At 60.3% G+C, this 16,432-nt stretch carries 17 protein-coding genes; 4 read left to right on the top strand and 13 right to left on the bottom strand.

Features of this window, described 5'->3' with window-relative positions; translation table 11 throughout:
* Nucleotides 1-27: 27 nt before the first annotated feature.
* A complete protein-coding gene (locus CVU60_01830) occupies nucleotides 28-579 on the bottom strand; it encodes a hypothetical protein (protein PKN43121.1) in 552 nt (183 codons plus the stop codon).
* Nucleotides 580-1,017: 438 nt separating this feature from the next.
* Here CVU60_01830 and ilvB point away from each other — a divergent pair, with 438 nt between their 5' ends.
* The 3 genes from ilvB to CVU60_01815 all read left to right on the top strand — a co-directional run bounded on the left by ilvB (nucleotide 1,018) and on the right by CVU60_01815 (nucleotide 3,674).
* Complete coding sequence (gene ilvB / locus CVU60_01825; GenBank protein ID PKN43120.1) at nucleotides 1,018-2,697, top strand: acetolactate synthase, large subunit, biosynthetic type; 1,680 nt, start codon at nucleotides 1,018-1,020, stop codon at nucleotides 2,695-2,697.
* The gene (gene ilvN / locus CVU60_01820; protein ID PKN43119.1) at nucleotides 2,690-2,980 is read left to right on the top strand and encodes an acetolactate synthase small subunit; all 291 of its coding nucleotides are present in this window, start codon (nucleotides 2,690-2,692) and stop codon (nucleotides 2,978-2,980) included. The genes ilvB and ilvN overlap by 8 nt, the downstream gene beginning before the upstream one ends.
* Before the next feature lie 205 nt (nucleotides 2,981-3,185).
* The gene (locus CVU60_01815; GenBank protein PKN43118.1) at nucleotides 3,186-3,674 is read left to right on the top strand and encodes a transcription elongation factor GreA; all 489 of its coding nucleotides are present in this window, start codon (nucleotides 3,186-3,188) and stop codon (nucleotides 3,672-3,674) included.
* Between the two features lie 235 nt (nucleotides 3,675-3,909).
* On the opposite strand, the gene CVU60_01810 is transcribed toward CVU60_01815, so the two are convergent.
* The 9 genes from CVU60_01810 to CVU60_01770 form a co-directional block, all read right to left on the bottom strand.
* A complete protein-coding gene (locus CVU60_01810; GenBank protein PKN43117.1) occupies nucleotides 3,910-7,215 on the bottom strand; it encodes a hypothetical protein in 3,306 nt (1,101 codons plus the stop codon).
* A complete protein-coding gene (locus CVU60_01805; GenBank protein PKN43412.1) occupies nucleotides 7,104-7,445 on the bottom strand; it encodes a stress response translation initiation inhibitor YciH in 342 nt (113 codons plus the stop codon). Before CVU60_01805 ends, CVU60_01810 begins: the two co-directional genes overlap by 112 nt.
* 126 nt (nucleotides 7,446-7,571) lie before the next feature.
* Nucleotides 7,572-8,528, bottom strand: a complete 957-nt coding sequence (locus CVU60_01800; protein ID PKN43116.1) for an aminoglycoside phosphotransferase — start codon at nucleotides 8,526-8,528, stop codon at nucleotides 7,572-7,574.
* On the bottom strand, nucleotides 8,516-9,178 hold the full coding sequence (locus tag CVU60_01795; protein PKN43115.1) for a hypothetical protein: 663 nt from the start codon (nucleotides 9,176-9,178) through the stop codon (nucleotides 8,516-8,518). Before CVU60_01795 ends, CVU60_01800 begins: the two co-directional genes overlap by 13 nt.
* 3 nt (nucleotides 9,179-9,181) lie before the next feature.
* Nucleotides 9,182-9,883 (bottom strand): family 2 glycosyl transferase, encoded by a 702-nt coding sequence (locus CVU60_01790; protein PKN43114.1) that lies wholly within the window; start codon nucleotides 9,881-9,883, stop codon nucleotides 9,182-9,184.
* A complete protein-coding gene (locus CVU60_01785) occupies nucleotides 9,880-10,224 on the bottom strand; it encodes a hypothetical protein (GenBank protein ID PKN43113.1) in 345 nt (114 codons plus the stop codon). Before CVU60_01785 ends, CVU60_01790 begins: the two co-directional genes overlap by 4 nt.
* Entirely contained in the window at nucleotides 10,134-12,302 is a 2,169-nt protein-coding gene (gene feoB, locus CVU60_01780) for a ferrous iron transport protein B (GenBank protein ID PKN43112.1), read from the bottom strand. Before feoB ends, CVU60_01785 begins: the two co-directional genes overlap by 91 nt.
* Nucleotides 12,295-12,546 (bottom strand): ferrous iron transport protein A, encoded by a 252-nt coding sequence (locus tag CVU60_01775; GenBank protein PKN43111.1) that lies wholly within the window; start codon nucleotides 12,544-12,546, stop codon nucleotides 12,295-12,297. The genes feoB and CVU60_01775 overlap by 8 nt, the downstream gene beginning before the upstream one ends.
* 188 nt (nucleotides 12,547-12,734) lie before the next feature.
* Complete coding sequence (locus tag CVU60_01770) at nucleotides 12,735-13,265, bottom strand: metal-dependent transcriptional regulator (protein PKN43110.1); 531 nt, start codon at nucleotides 13,263-13,265, stop codon at nucleotides 12,735-12,737.
* Nucleotides 13,266-13,436: 171 nt separating this feature from the next.
* Here CVU60_01770 and CVU60_01765 point away from each other — a divergent pair, with 171 nt between their 5' ends.
* Nucleotides 13,437-13,787, top strand: coding sequence for a hypothetical protein (locus tag CVU60_01765; protein PKN43109.1), 351 nt, complete (start codon nucleotides 13,437-13,439; stop codon nucleotides 13,785-13,787).
* A 21-nt stretch (nucleotides 13,788-13,808) separates the two neighbouring features.
* On the opposite strand, the gene CVU60_01760 is transcribed toward CVU60_01765, so the two are convergent.
* The 3 genes from CVU60_01760 to CVU60_01750 are packed head-to-tail and all read right to left on the bottom strand — an operon-like array spanning nucleotide 13,809 to nucleotide 16,427.
* A complete protein-coding gene (locus CVU60_01760; protein ID PKN43108.1) occupies nucleotides 13,809-15,020 on the bottom strand; it encodes an aminopeptidase in 1,212 nt (403 codons plus the stop codon).
* Nucleotides 15,010-15,639, bottom strand: a complete 630-nt coding sequence (locus tag CVU60_01755; GenBank protein PKN43107.1) for an adenylate cyclase — start codon at nucleotides 15,637-15,639, stop codon at nucleotides 15,010-15,012. Before CVU60_01755 ends, CVU60_01760 begins: the two co-directional genes overlap by 11 nt.
* On the bottom strand, nucleotides 15,636-16,427 hold the full coding sequence (locus CVU60_01750; GenBank protein ID PKN43106.1) for an undecaprenyl-diphosphatase: 792 nt from the start codon (nucleotides 16,425-16,427) through the stop codon (nucleotides 15,636-15,638). The genes CVU60_01755 and CVU60_01750 overlap by 4 nt, the downstream gene beginning before the upstream one ends.
* Nucleotides 16,428-16,432: the final 5 nt, after the last annotated feature.

The raw sequence follows: 16,432 nt of genomic DNA, 5'->3' as shown, positions 1-16,432 counted from the left end.
GCAGGTTGCAGGCAGGCTGCGCCGAAGCTATTTCGCGAAAGATTTTGCGAAGAGGTCGGCGATGGCCTGACGGCCGTTGTCTTCCAGGAAGCGGGTGCCCGTACCGCAGAAATGGTGGGTGGTGATGGTTGGGGTTTCGCAGCGTTCCCAGATTTCGCCGGTCCACTTGTGCCAGGAGTTGCGGACCTGGCCGAAGCAGTACAGGGGCTTGTTGCAGATCTTGGCGAATTCCGTTCCCCAGCCCGTTCCACCCTTGACCGTGCCGTCTTCCATGATGCTTCCGACAACGAAGATCTCGTAGCCGGACTCGATCTGGTACATGACGGTCTGCAGGATGCTGCGCATCATGGGGGCGTTGGTGAAGGTCCGGTTCAGGAGCTTGGAGACATAGCTCAGGCTTACATCCTTGCGCATCAACTCTTCGGGGGTCAGCACGCGCAGCCCTCTGGTCCGATCAATCTTGTGGCCTTCAAAGGTGTAGGTCACTTCCTGAATGCCGTATTGTTCGGCCAGACGGCCAAATTCCGTTTCCGTACCCTGGGCGCCGCCGCTGAAAAGCGTGTATTCCGATGTGGGCATGAGCCCTCCTGTGAGTGGTTGAAGTTCAATACGATGAGTCTGTCAGCCGCAAGAGCACCATGCCCTCAAACCATTTCTGAATCAAGGTCCGGCGTTGTTTTCAAGAGTCACGGGTCGACGCGGCCGGGCAAGCTTTTTCTGTCCTGACGGAGTCCTCAAGGTCAAGCGCTTGCTTGACAGTTTTTTTCGAACAACCTAACGAAAAATCTTCGATACCCGATTATCCAAATCCCAAGGAAGAGCCCCATGAACCGCATTACTGCCAACGTCTCCGCAAGCCTAGTCGTAGTCGTAGTAGTATGCGTCGTTATGGACGCCCTGACGCTGTAACGGGATACGGACGAATTCTTCCCCCGCCAGCGCAGGCGCCGGCGGGGGTTTTCCTTTTTCAGCTCACCCTCCGCCGGTCTACAGACGAGCTGACAAAAGGAGTGCACGATGTTTTCCATGACCGGCGCGCAGCTGACCATCAGCCTTCTGGAACGCCAGGGCATCCGCACCATCGCGGGCATCCCCGGCGGTGCAAATCTTCCCCTCTACGACGCACTTTCCCGCAGCACACGCATCCGTCACGTCCTGACCCGGCATGAGCAGGGCGCGGGCTTTCTGGCCCAGGGCATGGCCCGGGTCACCGGCCTGCCCGCAGTCTGCTTCGCCACCTCCGGACCTGGCGCGACCAACATCCTGACCGCCATCGCCGACGCCAAGCTCGACTCGATCCCCGTCATCTGCATCACCGGCCAGGTCCCCCGGGCCATGATCGGCACCGACGCCTTTCAGGAGGTGGACACCTATGGGATGAGCATTCCCATCACCAAGCACAATTTTCTCGTGCGTGAAGCGCGCGACCTGCTGCACATCATCCCCGAGGCCTTCTCCATCGCCACCAGCGGCCGCCCCGGTCCGGTGCTGATCGACATCCCCCGCGACGTCCAGCTGGAGATGGCCGCTTTCGAGCAGTGGCCCGACATCGGCGAACGCGAACCCGTTCCGGCCTTTTTCGACGGGGATCTCGATGCGGCCGTGGAGATGATCAATTCCGCCCGAAGGCCAATTTTGTGGATCGGTGGCGGAGTGGTAGCCGCTGGCGCGGGCCCGGAGATGCTGACGCTGGCCGAGCGTGCTTCCATGCCCGTGACTTCGACGCTGATGGGGCTGACAGCAGTGCACCACGACCACCCGCTGAACATGGGCATGCTCGGCATGCATGCCCAGCGTCACACCAACATGGCGCTCGAGGCCTGCGACCTGATCCTGGCCGCCGGAGTGCGTTTCGACGACCGCGCCACGGGCAAGGTGCAGGAGTTCTGCCCCCAGGCCAGGGTCATCCACATCGACATCGACCACAGCGAACTGGACAAGCTCCGGGCCACTTCCCTGCCCATTCTGGGCGATGTGCGTGAAGTGGTGCGCGCTCTTTTGCCCAAGGTCGCAACGGCCGAGCGTCAGGAATGGATCGGATACATCGAGGCCCTGAAGCTGGCCTTTCCCTCCCAGGTTCCGGAGCAGGGCGGGCACGGCACCCCGCAGGAACTGATCCGGCGGGTGGGCGAATTGGCCGGAGATTCGGCCATCGTGGTCACGGACGTGGGCAAGCATCAGATGTGGACGGCCCAGAGCTACCCTTTCAGCCCGGGGATCGGCTGGCTGACCTCGGGCGGGCTCGGCACCATGGGTTTTGGCCTGCCCACGGCCATCGGTGCGGCACTGGCCGCTCCGGAACGCAAGGTCGTCTGCTTCAGCGGCGACGGCAGCCTGCTCATGAATATCCAGGAGATGGCCACCGCCGCCGAACAGGGCGTGGATGTGACCGTCATCCTGATGAACAACACCTGTCTGGGGCTGGTGCACCAGCAGCAGGAACTTTTTTTCAAGGCCAACTATTTTTCATCCATTTACGATGTGAGCGTTGACTTTCCGCTCATCGCCGCCGGCTTCAGGTGGAAAACCTGGGATCTGGCCGGGGCCGCCGATCCGGACGCCGTGCTGAACGAGGCTCTGGCCCACAGAGGACCGACCCTGATCCATGTCCCGGTGGACCGGGACGAGAAAGTCTGGCCCATGGTCCCTCCCGGGGCCGCCAACAGAACCATGCTTGGAGGTGAATGTCATGCATAGCAAAACCTCACGCACCGTCCTCGATGTGTTGGTCAAGAACCATCCGGGGGTCATGTCCCATGTTTGTGGTCTTTTTTCCCGCCGCGCATTCAACGTCGAGGCCATCCTTTGCCTGCCCACGAACGGCGGCGGGGAGAGCCGCATCTGGCTCCTGGTCAACGAGGATGACCGGCTGGAGCAGATGATCCGCCAGATGCGCAAGTTGCAGGACGTGCACGATGTGCGGCTGCGGCCCGCAGCGGAAGAGACTTTCGCCCAGCTTGGCCAGGTCATGAGCGAATGAAAAGTCCGGCCTCGCGGCCCCATGCCGCGCCGCGATGCCGGAATGGTTTGCCAAGCCCCTTGACCCGCACCCGTGGATGAACTAGTCAGGATTCTGGTTTGCTTTTGAAAATGTTGCTTTCGCTTTGCCTGCCACAAGCCAATTGGTGGGCAAAGCATCTTTTTTTTTATTGGCTCAATGCTATTTTTGCACACAAAGGATGATGATGAACAGGATTCCCATTTCAGTCGAAGGCTTCAAGCGTTTGGAAAAGGAACTGGAAGACCTCAAGAAAGAGCGCCCGGCCATTATCCAGGCCATCAAGGAAGCCCGGGAAGAGGGCGACCTGCGCGAGAACGCGGGTTACGACGCTGCCCGTGAACGCCAGGGCATGCTGGAAGCCAGGATCAGCCACATCGAATCGCGCATGATACGTTTTGAAGTCATCGACATCAATACGCTGCAGAGCGACCGTGCGGTTTTCGGAGCCACGGTGACCGTCGAGGATCTGGAGACCGAAGAGCGCAAGACCTACACCCTGCTCGGCCCCGACGAGGCCGATCACACCAAGGGCACCATCTCCATCGAGTCTCCGGTGGGACGCGCATTGCTCGGCAAGCAGGAAGGCGATGAAATTTCCGTGCAGGTCCCGAAAGGACGCGTGGACTATGAAGTCATCTCCGTCAGCTTCAACGGCACGGCCGGACTGAGATAGCCGCAAGGATACCGAAATGATTGGCCTCCGCGGGATATCCTGCGGAGGCTTTTTTTGTGGCCGGTCATGTGCGTGTTACAGAAATGGCTTGCCGCGTCCAAGACTCCTCGCAATGACGTTGAGCCCTGTGTGTCGTTTCGAGCGGAGCGCTTTTAGTTCGTCATAGCCAAACCCGCGACCGTTAACGGCAAGGACCTGTGTCCTCGCCTCCCTTCTTTCCCGTCGGCAAGAGCGGTCAGCCGAAAAAGCGGTACATCTGCTCCTGCAGGCGGACGTGGTCGAAGGGCTTGGAGAGATAGGCGTCCATGCCGCATGACAGGAATCTTTCCTCGTCACTGGCCATGGCGTGGGCGGTCAGGGCGATGATGGGAATCCGGGCGTAGTGGGTGAAATGGGGGTCGCTTCGGATGATTTGCGTGGCCTCGATCCCGTCCATTTCCGGCATCTGGATGTCCATGAGCACCAGATCAATGCCCGGAGCATGAAGGCATTCCAGGGCTTCAAGGCCGTTGTGGGCGCAGATGACGCTGTGACCCAGTTTTTCGAGCATGCGCTTGGCCATGGTCATGTTCACCATGTCGTCCTCCACCAGCAGGATGCGAAGCGGCCCGACGTCGGTGACGAGAGGCTCTGGCTGCGCCGGGGCGGGCTTTCTGAGCGCCGGGGCTGCGCGCAGGGGGATGACGAAAAAGATGGTCGTGCCCTTGCCTTCCATGCTCTCCACCGAGATGTTGCCACCCATGAGGGTCGCCAGCCGCTTGACTATGGGCAGGCCAAGGCCGGTCCCCTGATAGCGCCGCGAATAGGTTCCATCGACCTGGGTGAAGGATTCGAAGACATAATCCAGCTTGTCCGTCGGGATGCCTATCCCCATGTCCTGCACTGTGAACAGGATGCGTGTTTTTCCGCCCTGCTCTCCCACGGGCCAGGCTTCAAGGGTCACGCTGCCCGCGTCGGTGAACTTGAGGGCGTTGCCCATCAGGTTGAAGAGAATCTGGCGCAGACGTCCTTCATCACCGACAAATCTTCCCAGATTGGGCGGTGCAGAAAGCCTGAGGCTGATTTTCTTGTCCATGGCCAGGGCCTTGAAAAAGTTCACGGCCTGGCTCAGCAGTTCATCCAGATCGAATTCCCGTTCCAGAAGTTCCATTTTTCCTGCATCGACTTTGGTGAAGTCGAGTACGTCGTTCAGAACCCGTAAAAGGTTGCGAGATGATGCCAGGGCCGTGCGCATGTATTCCGCAAGCTCAGGCGACGCCTCGGTCTTCATGGCCAGTTGCAGCATGCCCATGATTCCGTTCAGGGGCGTGCGCACCTCATGGCTTATGTTGGCCAGGAATTCGCTTTTGGCCCTGTTGGCTGATTCGGCGGTCTCCTTGGCACGGATGAGGGCCTGCTGGACGAGTTCGCGTTCGGTGACATCCTCGAAGGCCACGGCCAGTTTTTCTCCAGGCAGGGCAAAGGCGTGGATGCGGAAATAGCCCCGGGTGCGGTCGTCTTCGTAAAGATGCGCTTCCTTGTCGAAATGCATTTTTGTGCGCAGACAGCGCAAATAGCTCTCAAGCAGGGTGCCGCGCGGCCAGAGGTCCGTGAAGAGCATGCCCCGGGCCTCTTCGAGACGCATGTGGATGAGGCGCAGGGCGGCCGGATTGGCGGTTTCCAGGACCAGTTGGTCGGGCTCGAGATATTTGTAGATGAAAAGGCCGGACGGGATGTCGTGAAAAATCTCCTCGGCGGTCTGGGAGAGTTCGTCGTGGCGCTGGCGTTCGATGGCCAGGGCGATCTGTTCGGAGACTTCGAGCAGGATGTCCAGGTCATCTCTGGTGTACTGATTTGGGGTCGTGTAGTTCTGTACGATTAGGGCGCCGATGACCGTGCCGCGCACTTTCAACGGCACGCCCATCCAGCTTTGGGGAATAACGCCCACCAGCCGGATTTTTCCGGTCCTGGCCAGGGCGGTCATGTCGGTGGCGCTCAGGATGTTGGGGATGTTGCCGCGCAGCAGTTCCAGGGTCAGGCGACGGTTCTCAGGGTCGTTCAGATTGTCGATGCGCGGTGCCGCCTCGCTGACATCTGTCATTTCATCTACCCAATAGGGAAATTCCAGGGAGTTCTTGTCCCTGTTGATGATGGCCGTGATCAGATTTTTGACGTCGATGGTTTCGCCCAGGATTTCATGCACAGTGCGCATCAGGCTTGCAAAATCCGAGGTTGAATGGGCCGCGTCGTCAATGCGCAGCCGCATGGAGTGCAGCAGCGCGCTTTTGCTCAGGGTGTCCCGGGCCATTTTGATCGCGGTGATGTCCACGCCCATGCAGGTCACGCCCGTGATCTCGCCCTGGACGTTGATGTCGGGCACAGTGTTCCAGCGGATGAGGCGGCGCGCACCCAGGCGGGTCAGGATTTCCGAGTCCGTTCCTTCAGGCCCGTGCATGTCCTTGAGGATGCCGGCCATGGCCTCGTGCTGGTCGGCGGGGATGAAGACCTCGAACCAGTTCCGGCCCTCCAGTTCCGCTTCGCTCCATCCCGTCAGTTGCTGCAGAAAGGGATTGGAGAAGATGATCCGGCCTTGATTGTCGAGCGAGACCGCGATGCAGCTAATCTGTTGCAACAGGTTCCGAAAGCGCTGGTCCGATTCGATCAGCGACAGTTCGTAACGCTTGCGCGTGTTGATGTCTTCCATGGTGCCGATCAGGCAGGTGCGGCCGGTGCTGGCATCCCGGATCAGGGTGGAGTTGAGGGTCACCCAGATCAGGCTGCCGTCCTTGCGCCGCACCTGGGTCTCGAAGCCCATGACCCGGATATGCTCTTCCAGAAGTTCCATGTAGCGCTTGCGGTCGGCGGGATCGGCGTAGAGATCGCGGCCGATGTCTTTGATGCATGCCATCAGGTCGGCGGGGTCGTCGTAGCGCAGGATTTTGGCCATGGAGGCGTTCACGCTCAGAAAGATGCCTCCAGGTGTGGTCTGGTAGATTCCTTCCAGGGCGTTTTCAAAAATTGAGCGGTAGCGCGATTCGCTCTGGCGCAGCGCGGACTGCACGGCCTTGCGGGCGGTCACGTCCTGAAAGGTGCCCCGGATGGTGCGCAGCTGACCGTTCCCGTCGGGTTCGAATTCGGCGCGGATCTGGGCTATGCGCGGCGAGCCGTTGTTTGGAGTGTAGCGCAGTTCGGTACGCAGTTCGATTCTTTTGGCGAAACAGACGCTGACCTTGCGCAGGAAGCGGGCCCGGCTGCCGGATTCAAGGAGGTTCAGGAACATGTCCAGGGATGGAGTGACCGTGCCCGGTTTGAACCCGAGCAGACAGTACTGTTCATCGGACCAGAAGGTCGCGCCGGTGTCCAGATCGTGTTCGAAGGAGCCAATGCCCGCGTGCCGCTGTGCGCGGTTCAAATGGTCGAGCTGACGCTGCAGGGAGATGCTCGCTGTCATCAGCTCCCCGACTTTTTGGCGGTGATGCCGCGGTCTTTCAAAAAGGTCAGCAGGGTGTCGCGGTGTTCTCCCTGGAATTCCAGGGTGTTGTCCCGCAGCGTGCCGCCGCATCCCAGACGTTTTTTGCAGTCGGAAAGTAGCGCCTTAAGCTCTGCTTCGGGCAGGGCAAGCCCCGTCACGACCGTGACTCCTGCGCCCTTGCGTCCTTTTGTTTCCCTGCCGACCCGTATCGGCCCCTGGGCCATGGGCCGGGTTTGGCCGCAGCTGCATTCCACCCGTCCGCATTTGCGGCAGGCCGGTTTTTCCGTGGAATAGACTGTTTTGAAGGAATCACGGGACATGAAGGCATCCTTTGCATGTTCATGAAGAGTAATCGAGTCGGCTTTGAAGCCGTCGTAGGACAATGCGTCAAAGTCGGCCTGATGACAAGTTGTTCGTCACACAGGGGTCCGGCTATCTGGATCGGTTCAGGGAGCGGAGACGATGATTCGATCGAGGTCGCGCATGTAGAGTTCGATCTTTTTCCGGGTTCGGGCATCGGTCAGGGGCTTGGCGGCGTGAGTGTACTCGTGGTGCGCCATGAAGCACCAGGACAGGCCGCGCAGTACGATGACCTGCTCCATGATCCGGCTCAGGTGCACGATCTCTTCCAGTGCGGGAGGATCAGGCAGGAGGCGGTGATAGGCCTTCAGGAAATCGTTCTTTTGTTCCTGGCTGAAGAGCGTCTCGGTTTTCCACAGGGTGGTCGTGGGTGCCAGGAAATGACCGAGATCCTGATGCCGGCTGGAGACCACGGCCTTTTCCCAGTCCACCAGAAATGCGCTTTCCGGGGAGATCAGGAAATTTCCCGAGTTGACTTCCGTGTTGACCACGCAGAGCCGATCGGCCGCGAAGAGAGCGCGGCTGTCCTCGCCCAGGCGCACGATGTGCCGGTGATAGTCGAGCAGGCTGGCGCGCTGCCGCCTCAGGGCGTGATCGGGATAGCGGTTTATGAGCGCAAGGCTCTCCGAGGCGATGGCCGCGATGGGATCATCCTGGAGCAGCAGTTCCGGGCAGGGCGGCAGGGCGTGAATACGGGCGAAGATGCCTGCCGCGCGTTCCAGATCGCGTTCGTAGACCAGCGCTTCGCCCGGCAAATACTGCATGAGCATCACCCCGCCACCGAAGGGCTGGTGGTCCGGGTGGACTCGCAGGGGGCGCGGAGTCACTCCGGATGGTTCGACGCATCGCAATACACTGAATTCATATCCTATCTGATCATCCAGGCCGAGCTGACTGCCATGGTTGATGCGAAAGACGAGGCGTGTGTCCCCGCAGTGCACCAGAAAATTCTGATTGTATTCACCGGCAGCCAGAAAGCTGACTTTGGGCGTGTCCCACACCCATTCGTGTTCGACCAGAAAGGAGCGGATCAGGGCTTCCATGCTTCCTCCATCAGCCCAAGACCGCGGATGAGGTCCATGGAGCGGGTATTTTTGTCCTGGTTGCGGACGGCATAGGCGGCCAGGTCTTCGGCGGTGTCCACATCCGGCCAGGGCGGCAGGAGGCGATGGGTCAGGCCTTTGGAGGCGCAGTTGGCCAGGGTCGTTTTCAAGACCTGCGGGCCTCCCCAGACGACTCCCTTGAAAATGTCCGGAGGCAGCGGTTCGCTCAGGCCCAGGAGGTAGAACCCGCCGTCAGTGGCGGGCCCAAGGCAGATCTGGGCGGCATTCAGGGCCGCAAAGGCCTCCTTCAGGTGCGCCTCGGGCAGGTCGGGCAGGTCGCTGCCGATGAGCACCGTGCCGTGGCTCTCCGGCAGTGCCGCGTGCAGGGCGTTGAGCATGCGCTCTCCAAGATCCGCGCCTTCTTGCACCATGTACCTGAAATTTGGGCCAAAGAGCCGCTCATAGTCGGTCAGGGGACGAAAGGGATCGCAGCACAGGGTTACTTCGGCCCCAAGGTTGGCCAGCATGTGCAGTTCATCGTGGAGGAAGGCCTCTTGCAGGCTCGCCGCGAGCATTGGGCCCACTGTCTGTCCCAGTCTGGTTTTGACCATGCCGGGCTGCGGGTATTTGGTGAAGACGAGCACGCGCATGGCTCAGCTCCCGTGCCTGCGATACAGACCGGCCAGGATTCTTGGCGGTATTCCGCAGTGGTAGAGCAGACGCAGGCAGAGATTGCGCAGGGTGCAGCGTAAAATGCCCTCATGCAGCTGGCGTCGGGCAGAGGTGCGCACGGGCATGACCAGGATGCGGATTCTGTGACCTTCTTTGCGCAGGCGGGTCATGAATTCGAGGTCCTCCATGATGGGGATGGGCAAGAATCCGTTCAATTCCTCGAAAACCTGGCGGCGCACAAAGATGGCCTGGTCTCCGTAGGGCACGCGGGTGCGCCTTGAGCGCAGGTTGGCCAGAGCGGTGATGAAGGACAGTCCCGGAGTGCGGGGTTCGTAGCTCAGGCTGAAGGCTCCGCCTGCGATATTCGTGTCGTGCAGGGCCGAGCGGATGAGTCTGAAGGCATTTTCGGGCAGGATGGTGTCGGCATGCAGAAAAAGCAGGACATCGCCTCCTGTGGCCTGGGCACCGCAGTTGAGCTGCACCCCTCGGCCGGGCGGAGAAGACAGGCGCGACACGGGCTTTTCGCCTATGCGGGTCAGGGTGTCGGCTTCGGGCGCTCCGTCGACGACCGCGATTTCGCATTCGCCGCTAGTCCGGTCACTTTCAATCCGTCGCAGGAGGTCGTCAAGCAAGGCCGAAATGCCTTTTTCACGGTAGACCGGGATGACGACGGAGATCTTCATTCCACCACGACGGACTTGCCCAGACTTCGGCACAGACACAGGCGCGACGAACGGACCAGCACCATCAGGGGGCCGCTGGAGTTGGAGATCATCTCGACCTGCGTGCCCGGAGTGATGCCCATGGCTGCGAGCTTGCTGAGGTGGCAGCCCTGGGATTTGGCCAGGCAGCGAACCACCGCCTTTTCGCCGTCCTTGAGGTCGCACAGGGTGCGGACCCCGTTTGCCGTATCTTTGAGTTTGCAGAAAAACATTACCAACCCATCCTCATGCCGAGCTGATACGTGGCCACAGCAAGGGTAAATGCAAAGCCCGTGTTGAAGAAGACGCTGAAAGCGGCCCATCCCCACGACGCTTCGCGGGCGATGGCGACCACAGTCACGAAGCATGGGGAATAAAGCAGCACAAAGATCATGAGGCTCACCGCCACGCTGGTGTTCCATCCGGGAGCGTTGGCAATGCGTTCGGAGAAGGCCTGCACCTCGTCGGCGCTCAAGGCATGGGCCGTGGCCAGGGTGGAGACGATGACCTCCTTGGCCGCGATTCCTCCCAGAAGGGCGATATTGGTTCGCCAGTCGAATCCGGCCAGGGTCGTGACAGGTTCGATGGCGCGTCCCAGGCGACCAGCCAGGGAATTGGCCAGGGTCTCTTCCTTGAGCTTAAGGTTCATCTCCGAAATGTCGTTTTGCAGTGCCAGCCGGATTTCTTCCACCGGCTCCGTGGCCAGACGCCGTTCCAGAGTCTGAATGCCGGATTCGATGGGAGCGGCCGATTCCGGGGAAAGGGCGGGGAAGGTCATCAGCGCCCAGATCAGGACCGAGATGGCCAGGATCACCGTGCCGGCCTTCTTGATGTACTGCCAGCCGCGCTCCCAGGTGTGCAGCACCATGCCCATGGCCGTGGGCATGCGGTAGGGCGGAAGCTCCATGACGAAGGGGGTGGATGGTCCGCGAATGACGGATGAGCGCAGCAACTTGGCCACCACGAGGGCCGCGCCCCATCCGACCAGCGTGATCAGGAACATTACCCTGGCCCCGTGCTCCGGAAAGAAGGCCGCTGCGAGCAGTATGAAGACGGGCACTTTGGCGCCGCAGACCATGAAGGGGGCGGTCAGGAGCGTGGCCAGCTTCTCCTTGGGACTCCTGAGGGTACGCGCGGCCATGACGCCGGGCACGGCGCAGCCACCGGGGATGCCTCCGGAGATGATGAAGGGCACCACCGAACTGCCGTGCAGCCCGAAGATGCGAAAGACCCGGTCCAGCATGTAGGCCATGCGGGCCATGTATCCGGAATCCTCGAGAAAGGTGATGCCGAGAAACATGATCAGGATGAGCGGGACAAAACCCAGCACTCCGCCAACCCCGGCGATGATTCCGTCCACGACAAGCGATCTGGCAAGCCCGGGGGGCATGTGCATGACCAGGGAAGAGAGCCATTCGAAAAAGGATTCGACCCAGCCCATGGGGATCTGGCCGATGGCGAAAGTCACGCTGAAGAGGCCGTAGAGGATGCCGAGCATGATGATCGGCCCAGCCAGCTGGTGGGTCAGGACGCTGTCGATCTTGTCAGACAGGTCGGCGCGGCCCTGCAGGTCGGGCTGGATGGTCAGCACGCCCTGGCGCAGGATGGAGGAGATGTAGCCGTAGCGGTAGTCGGCGACTATGAATTCTGGCTGGGTCTTGAGCGTCTTTTCGCAGTGTCTGGCGACATCGTCGGCCATGTCGCGCATGCTGCGATGCAGTTCGAAGTCGGCCTCGAAAAGCTGCCGCACGACCAGGTCGTTTTCCAGAAACTTGAGGGCCAGCCAGCGCGGAGGGTAGATCTGGGTCATGAAATCCCGGGCGATTATCAGATCCGTCATTTCTGTAAGGACGGGATCGAGGTCCGGCCCGTAGGAGATGTGCAGCGGCTGCCAGGATTTTTGCGGGTGATTCATGGCCGCGTCCAGGGCTTCGCGCACGCCTTTGCCCGAGCGCGCCACGGTGCGCACGACAGGAACGTTCATGAGGCTGGCCAGACGCTGCGAATCGATGCGCATGCCCTTGGCTTCCAGGGCGTCGACCATGTTCAGGGCCACGGTCACGGGAATGCCGATCTCAAGGAACTGCACCGTCAGGTACAGGTTGCGTTCCAGGCTGGTGGCGTCGAGGACGTTGATGACGCCCTGGGGGCGTTCGTGGATCAGGAAGTCGCGGGCCACAAGTTCTTCCTGGGAATAGGCGGTCAGGGAATAGGTGCCGGGCAGGTCCACCACGCGGGTCAGGCCTTGCGGGGTTTCGACATATCCTTCCTTCTTCTCCACGGTGATGCCCGGATAATTGCCGACATGCTGCCGTGAGCCTGTCATGGCATTGAACAGGGTGGTCTTGCCGGCGTTGGGGTTGCCGGCCAGGGCTATGGTTGCAATGACGGTTTCAGACAAGTTCGGCATCCGGGAGTTCGACGGTGATGAAATCGGCTTCGCTGTTGCGCAGGGTCAGGGTGAAGCCCTTGAGCCGCAGCGCCACTGGGTCTTTCAGGGGAGCGCGGCCGATTACGGTAATCTCCGTGCCGGGGACCAGGCCCATGTCGCGGATGCGGCGGCCGAGTTCTCCCTGCGCGCCGATGGTTCTTATGATGCCGTGTTGATCCACTCGCATTTCACGCAAATTGACAATGGTAGGCACAGGCTCTCCTTGATGCGGTCTTTCGGCTTTCGTTTAAGACCGAGAGACAATATTTAGTACGTCTAATTTGTCAAGCAGTTAGGGATGCTGCGCAGCCCAGAATTGAGTTCAACAGACGGAAATAGCGGGGGATTTTACCGGCCCCTGCAGGCTTTTTCTTCGTTTTTCACAGCGCAGTCATGAAGAGTTCAGGATGATTTTGAGCGAGTCTCGGAACTGCCGGGGCATTTGTCATCCAGTCGTTCAAGACAGGATTTGATGCATTCCGGGCAATTGGTGCACGTTCCTCGCTCATTGCAGGAACGGGTGAACGCCTCTAGCCAGTCCTTGCCCGTGCGGGGGCAGGTCATGATGAAGCGTGCGAATTTGGTCAGGGTCTCAAGGCTCTCGTCGTCGATGTGGTGTTCGAGCTTGCAAGCGGTGTCCTCGGCCACTTCCGGCCGGATCTGCAGGAACGTGTGCAGAAAATCGTAGAGCACTTTGTGGCGATGCACGATGCGGGTGGCCGTGCGGAAGCCTTCGGGAGTAAGCGTAACCGAACTGTAGGGCTGGTAATTGATCAGCCCTCTCTGTGAGAGTTTCTGCAGTGCATTGGTGACCGAGGCTCTCTGCACGCCCATGGCATCAGCGATATCCTTGGCCCTGGCCTCGGAATTGAGCGATTCAAGGGAGAATATGACTTCGAGATAGTCTTCCAGATTGGAGGACATGTGATCCATGGTATTGTCCTTTTGCGGTTGCGAAAAAAGTTAGATAAGTCTACAAATTTCAAGCGCAAGAGGCAAGGGGAAGATGGGCCGGAAAAAGACGTGGGCTCAAGCTCTTTTCAGACAATCAAAAAAAAAGTAGAGTTTGAAAATAGGTACGGCACGAACATCGAGGAGCGAAATTTGTCAGATACACCGCTGCTTTCCGTTGAAGAGACGCTGGAGCGCATGTCCGGAGACCGGGACCTTCTGTCCAGTCTTTTTCAGCTCTACATGGACGACGCTCCCAAAAAACTCCGCAATCTGGACGAGTACGCAGATCAGGGCGACTTCTACCAGATCGAGCGTATCGCCCATTCCCTGAAAGGCGCTTCGGCCACGGTGGGGGCGACCCGGCTCTGCCAACTCGCAGCCGAACTCGAGAAGGCCGCCAAGGCAGGATCGCAGGAACAGATGGCACTTTTGCGTTCGGAACTGGGTCTGACCTGCGATCAGACCCTTGAATCCATGCGCGAGTTCTGCGCCGGATCCTGATCCGGGTTTTTTCGCCTGGCCTCAGGCCAGGTCGGGCATGGTGAACATGCCATCCTCGTAAATGACCGTTTTCGTGCCGTCTTGCAGGAAAGCGGTCACTTTTTTTGGTTCGGTATTGACCAGGTCCCAGTGCAACGCCGAATCGTTGAAGCCCAGGTCTTTCTTGAGCTCATCCGTCAGCTCCGCCGGGTCGCCTGCGTAGGTGTCGGCATAGGATGCACCCACCGCGACATGGCAATTGCCGTGCTCTCCGCCAAAATTCTCGTCAAACAGCGTGTGCGCCATGAAGGCGTTGATGGGTGAAAAGCGCTTGTCGGTCAGTGAAAATTCCCCAAGCCGGCATGCGCCCGGATCCATGTCCAGCTGTGAGCGGACGAAATCTTCGCCCTGGTCAGCCCTGATCACCCGGGCCATGCCCTCGGAAAATTCCAGGGTCACGCCGCTGACCAGGTTGCCGCTGCGGTAGGAGGGCTGGTCGGCATGGTAGGTGCCTTTGGTCAGGCGGCAATCCGGAGAGATGAACAGCTCGAAGCTGGGGATGTTGTGCCCGGAGATGCCAATCCAGCACCGCGACTCGCCGGGAGAAACCTTGAGGTCCGTGGAGGCTGACTGCACATGGTAATACTCCACGTCCATGCCGTTGAGCCAGGCCTTGACGCCGTGGGCCTGGCGGAAAATATCCTCCCAGGTGGACACGGGATCGGCCTCGTCCAGGTAGGAGGCGCGGATGATCTGGGCGGCGTAATCTTCCGGGCTGAGTCCGGCGTTTTCGGCCAGGGCCAGGGTCGGCATGAGACAGAGCGTCCAGCCGAACATGCGGTTGGCCTCGCGCTTGTCCAGGATGTCGCGCAGATATTTGCGGGCCAGGGAGAAGGTGGCGATCTTGGTCGGCGGGATGTCTTTAAGGTGCGTGATGGAGTCCGGGGCCAGCAGGGAGACAAGTCCGGCCAGGTGTTCGTAGAGTTCGCGGTCCCCGGGGATGACAAAGGAGAGCTGGTCCTGTTCGGCGAGGCCGAAATAATTCTTCTCGAGAGTGCTCGGATGATTGATGCGCAGAACGGGGTTGAGCCCTTGCGAGAGGATCAGGGACTGCATCTTTTCGGCCAGCGGCAGGGCCGCAAGGTCCGTGCGCACAAGGACAATGTCTCCCGGGGCAAAGGGGGTGACGCGGGCCTTCTGCATGCCCCAGAACAGGACTTTGGCGTATTTTTCGAGCTGGATATCAGTCAGCATTGTGTTCTCCTTGAGGCCAGGCGATGCAGCCCAGGCAAGTGGTCAGTCGTTGGTGTTCGGCTTCGTCGAAGACGAAATCCTGCATGGGAGGGAGCCCTTGCAGCCTGCGCCAGGACTGGTGCAGGCTGTGATAGCTCTTGTCCATGGCGCGTCCGGGTTCAAGGCCGATTTGCTGCGCAATGATCCCGATGGATTCGGGGCGGGCCTCGATTTCAAGAAAATGGCCGAAGGGCAGGATGTCCAGAAATACATGGCCCTCAGGCAATTCCCACACGGAGCGGAATTTTTCGTAGCGCAGGCGTGGCGCATAGCCAAGTCCGCGCAGGATAGAGTCCATGGCGCGCGGGTCGGCGACGTCGCTCTCCCGCTCGATGCGGCTTTTGACTCCGCCGGTTTTGGGGCCGGGCGCAGGTTCCTTGAAGGTCAGGGTCGAGGTCAGGGCGCGGCGCAAGCGCAGCAGGCGCCCGGAGGCGGCCAGTTCGCCGGCGCGGTCGTAGACCGTGTTGGACTCGAAATGCCAGGGCGTTCGCAGGCGGCCGAGTTCGCGCAGGCGGGGTTCCATGCTCAGGCAGTCATGGAGCCTGAATTTAGCCTCGTGCTCGATGCTCACGCCATTCACCAGAAGACCCAGAGCACGATGGGGGCCAGGGCCAGCCGATACCACGCGAAGGGGCGCAGGGTCAGGCGGCCAAGCAGGGCGATGAAGCCCTTGACCGCAAGCCAGGCCGAAACGAAGGACACCGCAAAACCGACGCCAAGAATCAGGAAGTCATCGGGGCTGAAGAGACGCCAGCTTTTGAGCATGTCGTACCCCGTGGCCGCGAACATGATGGGCACGGCGGCGACAAAGGAGTACTCGGCGGCGGTGCGGCGTTCGGTGCCCAGGATCATGCCGCCCATGATCGTCGCGGCCGAGCGCGAAAAACCGGGCCACAGGGACAGGCACTGAAAGCAGCCGATGCCCAGGGCCAGGGCCGGCGTGATCTCGTCGAGTCCTTTGATCCGGTTCTTGGCGGGCATTCTTTCGACCACGAGAATGGCCAGGGCACCGAAAGCCAGGGCAAAGGCCACGGTGATGGGGGAAAAAAGATGCTCCTTGATGGCCGAATGGGCAAAAAGCCCGAGCAGGGCCGCCGGCAGCGAGGTCAGAAAAAGCAGGATAAGGCCGCGTATGCCGCTGAAAGGACGCTCGGTGGGCCTCACAAGGCCCCAGAAGGTAGGCCAGTAAAGGGCGACTACCGCCAGTATCGCGCCAAGCTGGATGACGATGCTGAAGGTCTCGGCCTTGGCTCCGGTGAAATCGAGCAGGTGGCCTGCGATGATCAGATGGCCGGTGGAGGAGACGGGCAGAAATTCGGTCAGGCCTTCGACGATGCCCAGGATGATTGCGTTCAGGTATGATGTCATGTGAT

This window comes from Deltaproteobacteria bacterium HGW-Deltaproteobacteria-18, assembly GCA_002841885.1.
Classification (GTDB): domain Bacteria; phylum Desulfobacterota; class Desulfovibrionia; order Desulfovibrionales; family Desulfomicrobiaceae; genus Desulfomicrobium.
This window is presented reverse-complemented; position numbering and strand designations above follow the sequence as displayed.

What these genes read in the sequence shown, in the direction of transcription:
- CVU60_01795 (PKN43115.1), bottom strand. Translation starts at nt 9,178, where the DNA reads ATGCGCGTGCTCGTCTTCACCAAATACCCGCAGCCCGGCATGGTCAAA.
- CVU60_01800 (PKN43116.1), bottom strand. Translation starts at nt 8,528, where the DNA reads ATGGAAGCCCTGATCCGCTCCTTTCTGGTCGAACACGAATGGGTGTGG.
- CVU60_01760 (PKN43108.1), bottom strand. Translation starts at nt 15,020, where the DNA reads ATGCTGACTGATATCCAGCTCGAAAAATACGCCAAAGTCCTGTTCTGG.
- CVU60_01790 (PKN43114.1), bottom strand. Translation starts at nt 9,883, where the DNA reads ATGAAGATCTCCGTCGTCATCCCGGTCTACCGTGAAAAAGGCATTTCG.
- ilvB (PKN43120.1), top strand. Translation starts at nt 1,018, where the DNA reads ATGTTTTCCATGACCGGCGCGCAGCTGACCATCAGCCTTCTGGAACGC.
- CVU60_01830 (PKN43121.1), bottom strand. Translation starts at nt 579, where the DNA reads ATGCCCACATCGGAATACACGCTTTTCAGCGGCGGCGCCCAGGGTACG.
- CVU60_01810 (PKN43117.1), bottom strand. Translation starts at nt 7,215, where the DNA reads ATGCGGCGGCACGCTGCGGGACAACACCCTGGAATTCCAGGGAGAACA.
- CVU60_01815 (PKN43118.1), top strand. Translation starts at nt 3,186, where the DNA reads ATGAACAGGATTCCCATTTCAGTCGAAGGCTTCAAGCGTTTGGAAAAG.
- CVU60_01770 (PKN43110.1), bottom strand. Translation starts at nt 13,265, where the DNA reads ATGGATCACATGTCCTCCAATCTGGAAGACTATCTCGAAGTCATATTC.
- CVU60_01805 (PKN43412.1), bottom strand. Translation starts at nt 7,445, where the DNA reads ATGTCCCGTGATTCCTTCAAAACAGTCTATTCCACGGAAAAACCGGCC.
- CVU60_01750 (PKN43106.1), bottom strand. Translation starts at nt 16,427, where the DNA reads ATGACATCATACCTGAACGCAATCATCCTGGGCATCGTCGAAGGCCTG.
- ilvN (PKN43119.1), top strand. Translation starts at nt 2,690, where the DNA reads ATGCATAGCAAAACCTCACGCACCGTCCTCGATGTGTTGGTCAAGAAC.
- CVU60_01785 (PKN43113.1), bottom strand. Translation starts at nt 10,224, where the DNA reads ATGGGCCGCTTTCAGCGTCTTCTTCAACACGGGCTTTGCATTTACCCT.